The organism is Brachybacterium sp. J144 (assembly GCF_036321705.1).
Lineage (GTDB): Bacteria > Actinomycetota > Actinomycetes > Actinomycetales > Dermabacteraceae > Brachybacterium.
On sequence record NZ_JAZDCG010000031.1, the window covers coordinates 55,578 to 69,818 of the forward strand.

Annotated in this window: 13 protein-coding genes; 8 read left to right on the plus strand and 5 right to left on the minus strand. The window is 74.1% G+C overall.

Annotated features, from left to right (window positions below; translation table 11 throughout):
• Positions 1-14 precede the first annotated feature (14 nt).
• From V1260_RS11805 to V1260_RS11815, 3 genes are read left to right on the plus strand one after another with little or no spacing between them, the layout of a single operon-like run.
• Positions 15-1,046 (plus strand): GNAT family N-acetyltransferase, encoded by a 1,032-nt coding sequence (locus V1260_RS11805; protein WP_329747013.1) that lies wholly within the window; start codon positions 15-17, stop codon positions 1,044-1,046.
• Positions 1,043-1,483 carry an SRPBCC family protein gene (locus V1260_RS11810; RefSeq protein ID WP_329747014.1) on the plus strand — a complete coding sequence of 147 codons (441 nt, stop codon included), beginning with the start codon at positions 1,043-1,045 and terminating at the stop codon, positions 1,481-1,483. Before V1260_RS11805 ends, V1260_RS11810 begins: the two co-directional genes overlap by 4 nt.
• Positions 1,480-2,085: a YdcF family protein gene (locus V1260_RS11815; protein ID WP_329747015.1), complete on the plus strand. Its 606-nt coding sequence runs from the start codon at positions 1,480-1,482 to the stop codon at positions 2,083-2,085. Before V1260_RS11810 ends, V1260_RS11815 begins: the two co-directional genes overlap by 4 nt.
• Here V1260_RS11815 and V1260_RS11820 read toward each other — a convergent pair.
• The 4 genes from V1260_RS11820 to V1260_RS11835 form a co-directional block, all read right to left on the minus strand.
• Positions 2,082-4,817, minus strand: coding sequence for an FtsX-like permease family protein (locus V1260_RS11820; protein WP_329747016.1), 2,736 nt, complete (start codon positions 4,815-4,817; stop codon positions 2,082-2,084). The genes V1260_RS11815 and V1260_RS11820 overlap by 4 nt on opposite strands.
• A 5-nt stretch (positions 4,818-4,822) precedes the next feature.
• Positions 4,823-5,527, minus strand: a complete 705-nt coding sequence (locus tag V1260_RS11825; RefSeq protein ID WP_329747017.1) for an ABC transporter ATP-binding protein — start codon at positions 5,525-5,527, stop codon at positions 4,823-4,825.
• A complete protein-coding gene (locus tag V1260_RS11830) occupies positions 5,524-6,105 on the minus strand; it encodes a PadR family transcriptional regulator (protein WP_329747018.1) in 582 nt (193 codons plus the stop codon). The genes V1260_RS11825 and V1260_RS11830 overlap by 4 nt, the downstream gene beginning before the upstream one ends.
• Before the next feature lie 63 nt (positions 6,106-6,168).
• Positions 6,169-7,008 carry a serine protein kinase RIO gene (locus V1260_RS11835; RefSeq protein WP_329747019.1) on the minus strand — a complete coding sequence of 280 codons (840 nt, stop codon included), beginning with the start codon at positions 7,006-7,008 and terminating at the stop codon, positions 6,169-6,171.
• A gap of 218 nt (positions 7,009-7,226) precedes the next feature.
• Between V1260_RS11835 and V1260_RS11840 the strand changes: the two genes are divergently transcribed.
• Positions 7,227-9,257, plus strand: a complete 2,031-nt coding sequence (locus V1260_RS11840) for a GxGYxYP domain-containing protein (protein ID WP_329747020.1) — start codon at positions 7,227-7,229, stop codon at positions 9,255-9,257.
• A gap of 6 nt (positions 9,258-9,263) precedes the next feature.
• Here the strand turns inward: V1260_RS11840 and V1260_RS11845 are convergent, their stop codons facing one another.
• Positions 9,264-10,700, minus strand: a complete 1,437-nt coding sequence (locus V1260_RS11845) for an amidohydrolase (protein WP_329747021.1) — start codon at positions 10,698-10,700, stop codon at positions 9,264-9,266.
• A gap of 58 nt (positions 10,701-10,758) precedes the next feature.
• On the opposite strand from V1260_RS11845, the gene V1260_RS11850 reads away from it, so the two are divergent.
• The 4 genes from V1260_RS11850 to V1260_RS11865 are packed head-to-tail and all read left to right on the plus strand — an operon-like array spanning position 10,759 to position 14,228.
• Positions 10,759-11,667 carry an ABC transporter ATP-binding protein gene (locus V1260_RS11850; protein WP_329747022.1) on the plus strand — a complete coding sequence of 303 codons (909 nt, stop codon included), beginning with the start codon at positions 10,759-10,761 and terminating at the stop codon, positions 11,665-11,667.
• The gene (locus V1260_RS11855) at positions 11,664-12,449 is read left to right on the plus strand and encodes an ABC transporter permease (protein WP_329747023.1); all 786 of its coding nucleotides are present in this window, start codon (positions 11,664-11,666) and stop codon (positions 12,447-12,449) included. The genes V1260_RS11850 and V1260_RS11855 overlap by 4 nt, the downstream gene beginning before the upstream one ends.
• A gap of 28 nt (positions 12,450-12,477) precedes the next feature.
• Positions 12,478-13,593, plus strand: a complete 1,116-nt coding sequence (locus V1260_RS11860) for a sensor histidine kinase (RefSeq protein ID WP_329747251.1) — start codon at positions 12,478-12,480, stop codon at positions 13,591-13,593.
• On the plus strand, positions 13,590-14,228 hold the full coding sequence (locus V1260_RS11865) for a response regulator transcription factor (protein WP_329747024.1): 639 nt from the start codon (positions 13,590-13,592) through the stop codon (positions 14,226-14,228). Before V1260_RS11860 ends, V1260_RS11865 begins: the two co-directional genes overlap by 4 nt.
• Positions 14,229-14,241: the final 13 nt, after the last annotated feature.

Consider the following 14,241-nt stretch of genomic DNA (forward strand, 5'->3'; position numbering starts at 1 on the left):
GGTCGACTGCCCCCATGCCTGTCACGATCCGTCTTCTCGACACCGCCTCCGACGCCGAGCTCGAGCAGTACAACGCCCTCGAGGACGCCCTCGACCGCGACGCCTTCGGCGGCGTCCAGCCCTACACCGTCGCCGAGCGCCGACTGGCCTGCGAGGACACCGAGTACTCCCGCGCCCAGCGCTGGGTCGCCGTCGCCGAGGGGCTCGAGGGCGGCGAGATGATCGTCGGCCGCGGCGCGGTGCACCTCCCGCTCCAGGAGAACACCGAGCTGGTCGAGGTGGGGCTGAGCGTGCATCCGGCCCATCGCGGGCGGGGGATCGGCACCGCGATCGTCGAGGAGGCGCTGCGGCCCGCGATCGCGGAGTCCGGGCGTCCGCTCGTCGGCGCGTGGGGCGAGATCCCGGCCGACGGGGATCCTGACGATCCCGCGCTGCCGGTCAACCGCCTCGCCGCCCGACTGGGCGTGAGCCGGAAGAACATCGGGGTGTGCCGTCGGCTCGACCTGCCGCTGGACCCCGCGCTGCTCGACACCCTCCGCGCCGAGGCTGCAGATGGGTACCGGATCGAGATCTGGGACGGCCCCGCCCCCGAGGAGCACCTGGCCTCCTACGGGGCGCTGCTGCGCCAGCTCGACCTCGACGACCCCGACGAGGACATCGAGTACGAGGCCCCCGAGTACACGCCCGAGCGGATCCGCACGGGGGAGCGGCGGCTCGCCGAGCAGGGCATCACCCAGTTCCAGTCGGTCGCCGTCGCGCCCGACGGAACGATCGCCGGGAACTCGGTGATCCACGTGAAGACCGCCCCGGGGGCGAGCCTCGGCTGGCAGGAGAACACGCTGGTCATGCCCGATCATCGCGGGCATCGCCTGGGTCTCGCGCTCAAGGTCGCGACCCACGCGCTGCTCGCCGAGCGGGCGCCGGAGGTGCGCAGCCTGGTCACCTTCAACTCGCACGTGAACCCGTGGATGATCTCGATCAACGAGAAGCTCGGCTACCGGGTGTCCCACCGGGAGGTGGGCTACCAGGGGAGAATGGGCGCATGAGCACCCTGCGCACCGCCTCCCGCGAGATCGCCGCCCCCGCCGCCGCCCTCTTCGAGCTGATCGCCGATCCCTCCCAGCAGCCGCGCTGGGACGGCAACGGCAACCTGGCCGAGGCCCCCGAGGGGCAGCGGGTCACCGCCGTCGGCGACGTCTTCACGATGCGCAACACCTCCGGGAAGCAGAAGGACAACCACGTCACCCGCTTCGTCGAGGGGCGCGAGATCGCGTGGCTGACCGCGCCGGCGGGCGAGGAGCCGCCCGGTCACGAGTGGATCTGGCAGCTCGAGCCGCTCGCGGAGGACCGCACCCTCGTCACCCACTCCTACGACTTCTCCCGGCTGGTCGACGAGGCGCGGATCGCCCGCTCCTCCCGCACCACCTCCGAGATGCTCGCCGCCTCGATCGAGAACCTCGCGGCGCTCGCCGAGGGCCGGTGATCCGCCGCCTGCTGCTCGTCGGGCTCGGCGCCACCGGGCTCGTGCTCGCGGCCGGACAGGTCGCCGTGGGCCTCGGGGCGCGGCGCGTGCGCGCGGCGCTGCGGCCGACGGATCCGACGGGGCGCGAGGTGATCGTGGTCCTCGGCTACGGGAACGACGGCACGGAGCTGAACGCGGTCAATCGGCAGCGGGTCCGCATCGGCCTGCGCTCGCGGGATACCCGCGCGGCGTCGTCGCTGATGGTGCTCAGCGGCGGGGCCGTGCGCGGGGCGCACTCCGAGGCCGGGCTCATGGCGCGCCATCTCCGCGAGGAGCTCGGCTTCGAGGGGAAGCTCGCGCTCGAGACACAGAGCCGCTCCACCTGGGACAACATGGCGTTCACGGCGCCCTTCCTCGAGGACGCGGACCGGATCGTGATCGCGACCGATCCGCTGCACGAGCTGCGCGCCCACGGCATGCTGCGCACGCAGCGCCCGGACCTCGCCGCACGTCTCGCGGCGGCCGACGGCTTCCGTCCCGGCGAGCAGCTGCTGCGCGGTCCGTGGACGACGGTGATCGGCCTCGAGGGGCTGCGCCGGGCCCGACGGGACGGGCAGATCTAGCCCCGAGGGCGCGTGAGCACCGCCGCACCGAGGCCGACGAGGGCCACCAGAGCGGCGAGGCACAGGGCGAGCAGGAGCAGGTGCACCTCGGCGACGAGGAAGGCGCCGAGCATCCCGGTGGCGACCAGCGCGCCGGAGACGAGACCGCCGACCAGCAGGCCCGGCGGGATCCCGGCCAGCACCAGGGCCACCGCCTGCATCACGCCGTAGCGTCGGCGCTGGGACGGGGTCGCGCCCACGCTCTGCAGGATCGCCAGGTCCGTCGCGGACTCGTGACGGCCGAGCGCCATGGACAGCAGCGCGGCGAGGACGGCGAGCGCGGTCCCGGCGGCGCAGAGGAACAGGACCGAGCTGCGATCGTCGGTGAGCCCCAGACGGTCCTCGGCCGGGTTCCCCGAGACGGTGACCACGGGGGTGATCTCCTGGGCCGCGGAGCGGAGCGCCTCGAGATCGCCCGCGTCGAGGGCGTGCGCGGGGAGGATGATCTCGCCGACGTAGCGGGTCTCGACCCCCCACTCGCGGGCGGTCTCGGGGCTGATCGCGACCGAGGCGTCGAAGCCGGTGAGGAAGGCGCCGGGCACGGTCCGGCTCTCGCCCGTGTCGGAACGGGTCAGCTCGATGGTCCCGTCGGCGGAGAGCCGGGTCGCGTCGTTGACGACGGCGCCGCCCGCCGCGAGCGTGTCGGCGGCGTGCTCGGCGCCGTCGAAGCCCGTCTCCCGCAGGTCCTCGGGGGCGATGATGAAGAGCTCGTTCCCGAGCCAGGTGGGGAAGGCGCGGCTCGGGGCGTAGGCGGCCTCCTCCGGGACGCAGTGCAGAGGCGCGTCCGGGTCGACGGCCGAGAGGATGTCCGGGCCCTCCCCGTCGGGACAGCTGCGATTCGGGGCGGGGGTCGCCTCGATCCAGGTGCCGTCGGCCGAGGAGCTGACCGGGCGATGATCGGCGACGAGGCCCTGGCTCTCGAGCTCTTCGAGCACCGAGCCGATGAGCGCGCGGTCGACCTCCTCGCTGATCGGGGTCTCCATCCCGATCGCGGCACGCCCGGGGGCGACCATGGAGTTCGACTCGAGGTCCCGGCTGGCCCGGAACGATGCGGTGGTCGTCGCGAGGAGGACGAGGAGCGCCGTGCAGACCAGGAGCGCCGCGGCCGCGGGAGCGGTGCGGCCCAGGTGCCGTGCGGCGTCACGGGCCGCGAGGCGGAGCATGGAGGCGCCGGGCAGGGCGGACCCGAGCGCCTCCGCCGCCCCGAACAGGCCGGGGATGAGCAGCAGGCCGCCGAGCAGGAGGAGGAGCGCTCCCGGCAGCAGCAAGATCAGCGACAGCGGGTCGGGGGCCGTCGGGGCGAGGAGGAGGATCGCGGCTCCCGCGACCGCGAGCAGCCCGGCGGCGAGGGCGGCGGCGGGGGAGCGTCGGCGGGAGCCGGCCGACGGGCGCCGCACCGCGAGCGCCTCGACCGGGTCGAGCCGCGCCGCGGCGCGTGCGGGGGGAAGGCTCGCGCCCACGCCCAGCAGGGGCCCGGCCAGCAGGAGCAGGAGAGAGACCCGCCAGGGCAGCGGTCCGAAAGTCGGGCCTCCGGCCAGGAGCACCCGCAGGACGGGGATCCCGCCGAGAGCGAGGAGGACGCCCAGCGCGGAGCCGATGAGTCCGAGCAGCGCCCCCTGGCCGAGCTGGACCAGCGCCACGTGGCGCGGCCGGGCGCCGGCGACGACCAGGAGCGCGAGGGAGTGGCGCATGCGCTCGGCACCGATGGTCATCGCGGGGGTGACCAGCAGGATCAGCAGCACGGAGACGCCGCCGAGGGCGAGGGCCGCGAGCACGATCCGGGAGGCGAGGAGCGAGGCGTCGGTGGTCTCGCGGGGCAGCTCGCTCCGCGGCGGGTAGTCCTCGAGCACGGCCCGGGAGATCACCGCGACCCCGTCGGCGTTCAGGTCCCGCACCTGCTGCCAGGTCACCTCCGCGCCGTCCATGAGCAGGAAGTGCCGGCTGACGCCGAGCGGATCGGCGGCGACGGCCGGGGCGACCCACTCGGGCAGGGCCCAGGCCTGCGAGCCGGTGTCCTCCGCGATGCCCACCACGACATAGCCGCGGGCGGAGTCCTCCATGACCGCGCCGATGCGGCCGTCGGTCGAGCGCCATCCGGTGTCGGGCGGGGCGAGGAGCTGCATCGTGTCGCCGACCTGGAGGCCCCGGGTCTCGGCGGCGTCGCGGGAGAGCACGATCTCCTCCGGGCCGGAAGGGATGGTGCCCGAGGCGAGCTCGGGGAGGAGCTGCGCGAGCGCCTCGGGGGCGGCCTCGTGCAGGGTGAGGGTCGAGAGCGAGGCGGCCTCGAGATCCTCGACCGCGGTCGCTGTCGAGGCGCGCGCCTGCTCCCCGGGATCGAGGTCGAGCTCCGTGGTGAGGAGCAGGGAGGGGGAGTTCCACCACTCGAGCAGGCGGGCGTCCTCCGGCAGGCCGGCGGCGATCTCCTCGGGGCCCGCTGGGCGGCGGTCCTCCGCGTCGATCCAGGGGCCGACCCGTTCGGGCAGCTGCTGCACCGCGCTCGCGGAGGCGGTCGCGGTGACGGTGCCGTCCGCCTGCGCGGGCAGCTCCGCGAGTGCGGACTCCCGGTCCGTCGTGACCGGGGTCATCGAGCTCAGCAGCACCAGGACCAGCGCGATCGGCACGGCGATCACGGCGAGGGCGAGCAGGGAGCGCCCCCGGTGGCGCGAGGCGTCGCGCAGGGCGAGGCGGAGCATGGGCCTCATGCCGACCACGGGGCGACCTCCGGGGCGGCGACGCCGACGATGCCGCCGTCGCGCAGCTGGACGGTGCGGTCCGCCCAGGCGGCGAAGCGAGGCTCATGGGTCACGAGGACGACGGCGGAGCCAGCATCGGCGCGGGCGCGCAGGAGCGCGATGATGTCGCGTCCCGTCGTGGAGTCGAGCGCGCCGGTCGGCTCGTCGGCGAGCAGGAGGCGGCGCTTGCCGATGAGCGCGCGGGCGATCGCGACCCGCTGGGACTGCCCGCCGGAGAGCTCCGCGGGCAGGCGCGGGGCGAGGTCGTCGATCCCGACCTCGACCAGGGCCGCATGGGCGGCGGTCCGGGCGGAGCGGGGCCGGTGGCCCGCGAGCTCCAGGGGGAGGGCGACGTTCTCGAGCGCGGTGAGCCCGGGCAGGAGGTTGAGCTCCTGGAAGACATAGCCGAGCTGGTCGCGACGCAGCAGGGCCCGCTCGGCCGCGGAGAGATCTGCCAGGGAACGGCCGTTGATCCGCACCTCGCCGGCGTCGGGCAGCGCGAGCCCGCCCGCCAGGTGCAGCAGGGTGGACTTCCCGGAGCCGGAGGGACCCATCACCGCGACGAACTCCCCGGCCTCGACGACGAGGTCGACCTCGCGGAGCGCGACGACCTCGCGGGCACCGCGGCCGTGCACCCGCGTCACACCCCGCAGCTCGAGCAGCGGGGTCATCGGCGGGCCTCCGCGCGGGAGTCGGCGGGCCGGTCGGCGGGAGAGACCGCGGGCCGGGTGGCCGCGGCCCGCTCGAGCACGCCTTCGACGTCGTCCAGCCAGCGCAGCTCCGCCTCGACGGCGAAGAGATGGTGATCGAGCACGAGCCGGGCGGCGAGATCGGAGTCGGCGATGCCTCGCCGGGCACGGGTCGCCTCGTGCAGGGAGGAGAGGGTCGCGGTGCGCTGGCGCTGGACGAGCGCGGTGACGTCCACGCCCGGGGCCGTGACGGCGAGGGAGAGCTTCAGGACCAACTCGTGGCGGTCCGGCCGGGCCCGGTCCACCGGGCGCATCCACCAGTCCTCGAGCTCGTCCCGGCCCTCCGGGGTGAGGGTCCAGGTGCCGGCGGTGGCATCCTCCGGCTCCGCGGAGCGGCGGACCACGCGGCCGTCGCGTTCCAGCCGGGCGAGGGTCGAGGAGACCTGTCCGATGTTGACCGGATGCACCTGCCCCGTGGCCTCGTCGAAGGCCTTCCGCAGCTGATAGGTGCTGGCCTCGCCTGCGCTGAGCAGCGCGAGCATCGCGGCGCGGACCGACATGTGACCTCCGTGGTTTCCAGGTAATGGTTGCTCGGTAACTATGGAGGTGGAGGAGAGGCCGCGTCAAATGCGGCGCCACTCGTCGGAGTCGGTCGCGGAGTCGGGAGCGCCGTGCGCCCGCAGCCAGGTGCACAGCGTGCGGCAGTCCCGCTCCAGGAACTCCCGGCCGTGCGGATTCGCGATCAGGTCGATCACCTGCGGGACGTCGATGATCACCGGATCCGGCTCCGCCAGCCGGGTGTCGATCAGCACGTTGTACGGCGAGAGGTCGCCGTGGACGAGGCCCATCCGGACCATCTCCTGCACGGCATCGCGCAGGCGGCGGGCCCAGCGCTCCGCCTCCTCGGCCGACGGGCGGGTCTCCTGCAGCCGGGGAGCGGCGACCGGGCCGCGCTCGTCGTCGGTGCCGATGAACTCCATCAGCAGCTCGGTGCCCTGGATCTGCACCGGATAGGGGACGGGGATGCCCGCCTCCCACAGCCGGCCGAGGGCGTCGAACTCGGTGCGGGCCCATTGGCCGGCGGCGGCCTTGCGGCCGAAGGCGGTGCCCTTCGCGATCGCGCGGGCCTCGCGCGAGTCCTTGGTGCGGCGGCCCTCGGTGTAGGCGCTCGAGCGGTGGAAGGTGACCTGGTCCGGGTCGCGATAGCGCTTCGCGACCAGCAGGGTCACCTCGCCGGGGGCGCCGGTGCACAGCTCGTGCGAGAGGCCGCGCTCGAGCAGGAAGGCGTCGGCCTCCTTGCCGGTTTTGAGGATGCCGAGCTCGGTGTCGATCGCGCCGTCGTGCTGCACCACCCAGGCGGGGAAGGGCTGCGGGCCGCGGTCGAGGGTGTGCGCGGTCTCGGGCCAGGTGGACCAGCGCTGGTCGTCGTCGAGCTCGGGAAGGAAGAAGTCGATCGGGGTCATGGATTCTCCTGAGGGAAGGGGCGGACGGCAGGGGTCAGCACGGTGACGCTCATCAGCTCCCCCTTCCCTCAGGGGCGGCCCGATCGGGACGCGCTGGGAGCACCGTAGGCGGGGTGCCGGCGTCGACGCCACTGATTAACCGGTCCAGTTCCTCCCCTTCCCACGTTGCAGTCGCTGTGGTTAGGGTGCAGGTCCCATCCCCGATCCAGGAGTCGACGATGACGTCCGACCTGCATCACCCCCTCTCCCGACGCACCCTCCTCGCAGGGACCGCCGGCACCGCCGGCGCCGCGCCCCTCGGTGCCCTGACCACGGCCCCGGCCAGCGCGGAGGGACCACCGCCCGGCCGCGGCGTGCGCTGGAAGGACGGGCGGGTGTTCCCCTCCTTCAGCGGTGCCGGGAAGATCACCGTCGCCGACCTGCGGGAGCTCGACGGCTTCGACCGGCTGCTGCTCATCACCCTGCAGGGCCTCGTCAACCGCGACCGCCCCGAGGTGTACGTGATCCTCGACGACGTCGACGAGACCTGGCTGCCTGACCTGCCGGTGCGAGCCCGCCGCCTCGAGGACCCCTTCGCGCTGGTCGAGGAGCATCGCGACCGGATCACGGGCGCCGTCGTCTACGACCTCGCGTCCCCGCACACCGTCAACCTCGCGACCACCCTCGCGGGCCTGCGGGGCGGCGTCGTGGCGAGCGCCGAGCAGGCCGAGCGCTTCTCGCTGCCGATCCTCGAGGACCTCAGCGGGCGCTTCGCCGACGTCCCCGCCGCCGTCCACGACTGGGCGATGGCGAATCTCTGGCCCGAGTGCACGCACGAGATCCTCGTCGGCCTGCCGCCCACGCAGACCGTCGCCGTCGACGGCATCGAATGGACCGAGCTGCTGCGCGAGCCGGAGCACGTCACCGACTCCTCGAACCTCGACACCTACACGGTGGACCTCTCCGGCGCGCTCGGCACCGGCGAGGTGTTCGTACGCCTCACCGACGGCTTCACCAGCGACGGCTGGGGTCCGGCGCTCACGGGCGTCGAGGTCACGGCCGACGGGGAGGTGATCGCCTCCTTCGTGCCGAACACCCCGGGCGAGGAGGAGTTCCTCTTCGACGGCAGCGGCTCGTCCACCAAGGAGGGCCTGCGCTTCGCCGACGGCGGCGGGCGGATGATCTACCGCTTCGCGGTGCCCGAGGGCACGGCGGCGCTGAGCGCGGCGCTGACCCTGGAGAACCAGTTCGTCGTCTCCGCGACCGATCAGGCGCCGACGCGCGTCGAGCCCTTCGCCTCCTTCCGCGACTTCTCGGTCGCCACCGGGGCCCTGGTCAGCTGGCTCCCGCCCTCGGGGGAGAGCGGCAGCCAGTTCGAGGAGCTGCTCGCCCAGGTCGAGCCGGGCACGGTCTACGCGGGCTGGTTCAGCAACGACGTCGCCGGCGAGTGGTCCGGGGTCGAGCTGTGCAGCCGCGCCTCCGTGATCGTGGTGGCCGCCGACTTCTACGTGAATGCGACCGTGCTCTCCGCGATGCGCGCGAGCACCCGGGCGAAGCCCGCCGCGCCCTCGCAGCGCCCGGTCGAGGACCGCACCTATCTGACGCTCACCATCGGCGAGGGCGACAACATCCAGTACTGCCAGCGGCACATGCGCGAGCTGTGGGACGACCCGGGCCGCGGTGCGGTGCCGATGAACTGGACCGTCTCCCCGCTGCTGGAGGACATCGGCCCGGCGATCCTGAAGCACTTCCAGGACACCGCGACCGAGAACGACCTGCTGGTGTGCGGACCCTCGGGGGCCGGGTACACCTACGGCGACTCGTGGCCGCAGGAGGACTGGGGCGTGTTCACCCGGCTCTCGGGCGACTACCAGCGACGCACGGGCCTCGACGTCGTCTACGCGTACTCGACCCCGCGACCCGGGGAGCCCGCCGAGCCGCTGCCGGACTGGGTGCTCGAGCAGTACGCGGCCGACGTCGACCTGCGGGGCATCCTGCAGACCGACGAGTCCGGGGCGATCAGCGAACCGGGGGCGGCGGTGCCGCTGATCGGCATCCTCTACCCGGCCGGATCGGTCGATGTGTACGTGAACGCGATCCTCGAGCGGATCGAGGCGCACGACGGGAACGGGCCTCTTTTCCTCGCCGGGCTGATCAACGCCTGGAGCTGGACGCCGAGTGATGTGGTGGCCCTCGTCGAGGCGCTGCCGAGCGACGTCGAGGTGCTGCTCGCGGACGAGTTCTTCGACCTCTTCGCGCGGACGGCCTGAGGCCCCTCAGCCCCTGGCGCCCACCATCGTCGCCAGGGGCCGCACCTCCCTGAGCCGGGCCGCCGCCTCGCGGGCCGCGGCGGCACTGGGGACCTCCTCGAAGGGGTCTTCCGCGAGCAGCACCACGTCCGCGGGGCCGCCGACGCGCAGCGCGTCGATGCCGTCGGTCGAGGCGAGGAGGGCCTCGTGCGGCTGGAGGGCCTGCTCGGGGTGCCAGGCCCCGCGCTCGTCGGCGCTGCGGTGCACCGCGGCGGCCATCGCGAGCCACGGATCGACGGGCGCGACCGGGGCGTCGGAGCCGAAGAGCAGCGGGACGCCCGCGGCGAGCAGGTCCCGGAACCGGTAGGCGAGGTGGGCCGCGTCGGGCATCAGCTCCTCCGTCGGGTCGCGGTCATCCAGCAGGTGCGCCGGCTGCACCGACGCCCGCACCCCGAGCGCCGCCATCCGGGCCACGTCCTCGTCGGCCAGCAGCTGGGCGTGCTCGATCCGACCCCTCGCCCCCGTCGCCGCGAAGGCGTCGAGCACCACGCCGACGGCCGCGTCCCCGATCGCATGGATCGCCGGCTCGAGGCCGAGCTGCGCCGCGCGGGTCAGCAGCTGCGGCAGCTCGAGGGCGTAGTCGCTGAGCACGCCGACGGGCCCGCCCGCATGCCGGCAGTACGCGGAGCGGGAGCCGAGGGAGCCGTCGGCGATGACCTTCAACGGTCCCATCGTCACCAGGCTCGAGAGACCGAGCACCGTGCCCGTCGGCCCCGGGACGGCAGGAAGCCCCGAGGCGTAGGTCGCGGTGCGCACCCGCATCCGCACCCGGCCCTCCTCGTCGCGGCGCCGCCACAGGCTCCAGGTCTCGCCCCACTCCATGTCGGTCAGACCCACCAGCCCCCGGGAGAGGGCGTCCTCCTGCAGCCGGTCGATCCCCGCCTCGAGGCCCGCGGCGACCCCCGGCAGCTCCTCGAGCCGGGCGACCGCGTCGAACCACTCGTCCTCGGCGACGACGCCCGTGCGCTGCGGCAGGCCCAGGGCGGCGAGCGCCGCGGAGCTCATCCACGCATGGTGCGCATCGCCGCCGATCAGCACCACCGGCATCCGGTCGCCGCCGACCGCGTCCAGGGCCGCGACCGTCGGCTCGCCCGCGAGATCCACCAGTCGGTGCCCGAAGCCCACCAGCACCGGGTCCGCCCCGAGCACCGCCGCGACGCGCGCGACGATCTCCGCCGTCGAGGCGGCACCGGCGGTGTCCAGCCGGGCATAGCCCTGCGCGGTCTGCCCTGCGTGCACGTGCTGATCCCACAGCCCGGGGATCGCGAGCGCGCCGCCCGCCTCGTGGACCTCCTCGCCCGCGCGCCGAGGGAGGGACGGGCCGATCTCCACGATCCGGCCCGCGGTCGCGCGGAGATCCGTCGGCGCGTCCGCACCGCGCAGCATCACCTGTCTGATCAGCATCGACACAGCATGACAGCTGTCATGGGACCGGGGCGGGATCCGCCCGCACAGTAGGGGCATGACCTCGAGCACCCCCGCCCTCGACCTCCGCGGCGTCCGCCGCACCTACGGCCCGGTGACCGCCGTGGACCACCTCGACCTCACCGTGCCGCGCGGCCAGATCCTCGCCCTGCTGGGCCCCAACGGAGCCGGCAAGTCCACCACCGCCGAGATGATGCTGGGCCTCGCCACCCCGAGCGCGGGCACCGTCCGGGTGCTCGGCGTCCCGCCCGCCGAGGCCGCCCGGCGCGGGCTGATCGGGGCGATGCTGCAGAACGGGACGCTGCTCGAGGACGTGCCGGTGCGCCTCCTGCTCCGGCTCGTCGCCGCGGTGTGCGCGCACCCTCTGCCGATCGACGACGTCGTGGAGCGGGCAGACATCGCGCCCCTCCTGCGCCGGAACACCTCGAAGCTCTCCGGCGGCGAGGCGCAGCGGGTGCGCTTCGCCCTCGCCCTGCTCCCCGACCCCGAGGTGATCCTGCTGGACGAGCCGACGGTCGCGATGGACGTCGGGACCCGGCACCGCTTCTGGGAGTCGATGCGGGCCGTCGCCGTCGAGGGCCGCACCATCGTCTTCGCCACCCACTACCTCGAGGAGGCCGACCAGCAGGCGGACCGCGTGGTGGTGATGAGAGCCGGGAGGCTCGTCGCCGACGGCACCGGGGCGGAGATCAAGGAACGCATCGGCGGACGGGTCGTGACCCTCGCCCTCGGCTCGGGGGCCACGGGCGATGACCTCGAGCGCCTGCCCGGGGTGGGCGGCACCGAGCTGCTCGAGGACGGCCGGATCCGCCTCGCCACGAGCGACTCCGACGCGACCCTCGCCGCCCTGTTCGCCCCCGGCGGGCCCGACGTCCGCGACGTGCTCGTCGGGACGCCCTCCCTCGAGGACGCCTTCCTCCAGCTGACCACCAGGAGCACTTCATGACCGCCACCGCCACCACTGCCGATGTCCCGCAGCTCACCCGCACCGTCCGCTACACCCTCGCCGACATCCGCCTCACGCTCCGCAACGTGCTCTTCGTGTTCTTCACGGTCGGTCTGCCGGTGATCATGTTCCTGCTCTTCGACCAGATCTACGGCGGCCAGCAGCTGCCCGGCGGGGCCACCGTCGGCACCTTCATCATGGTGAACATGGCGTCCTACGGCGGGCTCACCGCCGCCCTCAACACCGGCTCGCTGATCCAGGTCGAGCGGACCAACGGCTGGCTGCGCCAGCTCATGGTCGCGGGGCTCGAGCCGCGCAGCTTCGTGACCGGCAAGCTGATCGCCGCCCAGGTCGTCGTGCTGCCCGCACTGATCGGCGTGATCCTCGCGGGAGTGCTCCTCGCCGGGGTGGAGATCACCGCCGGTGAGGCGCTGCGGGTGCTCCTCGTGCTCTGGATCAGCATGGTCCCGATGGTGCTGCTCGGCCTCGCCGTGGGGCTCGCGCTGAAGCCCAGCGCCGTCGGCCCCGTAGTGACCATCGGCACGATGCTGCTCGCCGTCGCGGGCGGGCTCTGGTTCCCCTTCGAGATGTTCCCCGACTGGCTGCAGCAGATCTCGGTGCTGCTGCCCACCTACTGGCTCGGGGAGATCGGCGCCTGGGGGATCGTCGGCGGGGACCTGCCCCTTCGCGGACTCGCGGTCCTCGCGGCCTGGACCCTGGGGCTGGTGCTGGCCTGCGCCCTGCTGCTGGGCAGCGCCGCCCGCCGCGCCTCCCGCCGCTGAGGCCTGCGAGGATGCTCCCGTGACCGACATGCCGCCGCCGCCCCCGCGCACGCCGCGCGGGGTGCACCGCGCCGCGCTCGACAGCGGCTCGCTGTTCTACAACGTGCCCTCGCTGCTGTTCCTGCTGTACATCCTGATCCCGGCGTGGACCGAGCTGAGCGTGCCGCGGGCGCTCCTGGTGACCCTGATCTGCGCGCTCTACGCGGTGCTCTTCGCCTACACCGCGGGGCTGCGCGCCTATCCGGTGCGGGACCGGCTGGTGTGGCTCGCCGCGGCCTGGGCCCTCCTCGGCGCCCTCTGGGGGGTGATCGGCCTCGAGGTGCTGTACATGGTGATGTTCCAGCAGGTCATGCACGGGATCATCCTGCCGCTGCGCTGGGCGCGGGTGACGGTCCCGGTGATCGCCGTGGCCGCGGTCCTGCCGGCCGCCACGACCGATCGGCCGATCGCCGTGGTGCTCGCCCTCGTCGGCCTGGTGCTGTCCCTCGGCCTCGCCGAGGGCATCGAGCGCGGGATCCTGCAGGAGCGGCTCGATGAGGCCGAGCGGCGCAACGCCCATCTCGCCGTCGCTGTCGAGCGCGAGCGGATCGGCCGGGACCTCCACGACATCCTCGGGCACTCGCTGACCACGATCACCGTCACCGCCCAGCTGGCCCAACGGCTGCTGCCCACCGACCCCGAGGCCGCCCGCGCCCGGCTCGGCGAGATCGAGCGGATCTCCCGGCAGTCCCTCGCCGACGTGCGCACGACCGTCTCCGGCATGCAGGAGGTGCGCGCCGCGCACGAGATCGCCGCGGCCCGCAGCGTGCTCGGCGCCGCCGGGATCGAGGCGGTCACGCCCACCGCGCTGCCCGAGCTGACCGAGGAGCGCTCGGAGCTGTTCGGCTACGCGATCCGCGAGGGGGTCACGAACGTGGTGCGGCATGCGGGCGCGACCCGCTGCACCCTCACCCTCGAGGAGGATGAGGTGCAGGTGCTCGACGACGGGACCGGCCTGCCGCCGTCCCGTGCCCTCAGCGGGCTGGCCGGTCTGCGCCGGCGCCTCGAGGCGGCGGGAGGCAGCCTCGAGATCGCCTCGCCCCCGCCGAGCGGGAGCGGCACGCTGCTCATCGCCCGGGTGCCCCGCGACAGCAGCCCCGCATGACCGCCCCGCTGCGGGTCCTGCTCGCGGACGACCAGGCGCTGCTGCGCAGCGGCCTCGCCGCCCTGCTGCGCCTCGAGGGCGATCTCGAGGTCGTCGGCGAGGCGGCGACCTGCGCCGAGACCCTCGACCTGGTCGAGCGGGAGCGACCCGATGTGCTGCTGCTCGACGTGCAGATGCCCGCCGGCAGGCGGGGCGGAGGCCAGTCCGGCCCCGCCGACGGCCTCGAGGTCGCCGAGGCGCTCCGCGGGAGCGGCGTCCGGATCATCGTGCTGACCACCTTTGGCCGCGCCGGCTACCTGCGGCGCACGCTCGCGGCGGGGGCCGACGGGTTCATGGTCAAGGACGCCCCCGTCGACCGGCTCGTCGACGCGATCCGCCGCGTCCACCGGGGGCTGCGCGCGGTGGACCCCGAGCTCGCCGCCCAGTCCCTCGCCGTCGGCCCGAACCCGCTCACCGCGAAGGAGACCGAGGTGCTGCGCGCCGCGGCCCGCGGCGGCACCACCGCCGACATCGCCGCCCGGGTCTTCCTCTCCGAGGGGACCGTGCGCAACCACCTCTCCGCCGTCATCGGGAAGCTCTGCGTCGCCAACCGGGCCGAGGCCGTGCGCACCGCGACCGAGCACGGCTGGATCTGAGGGCACCGGCCCC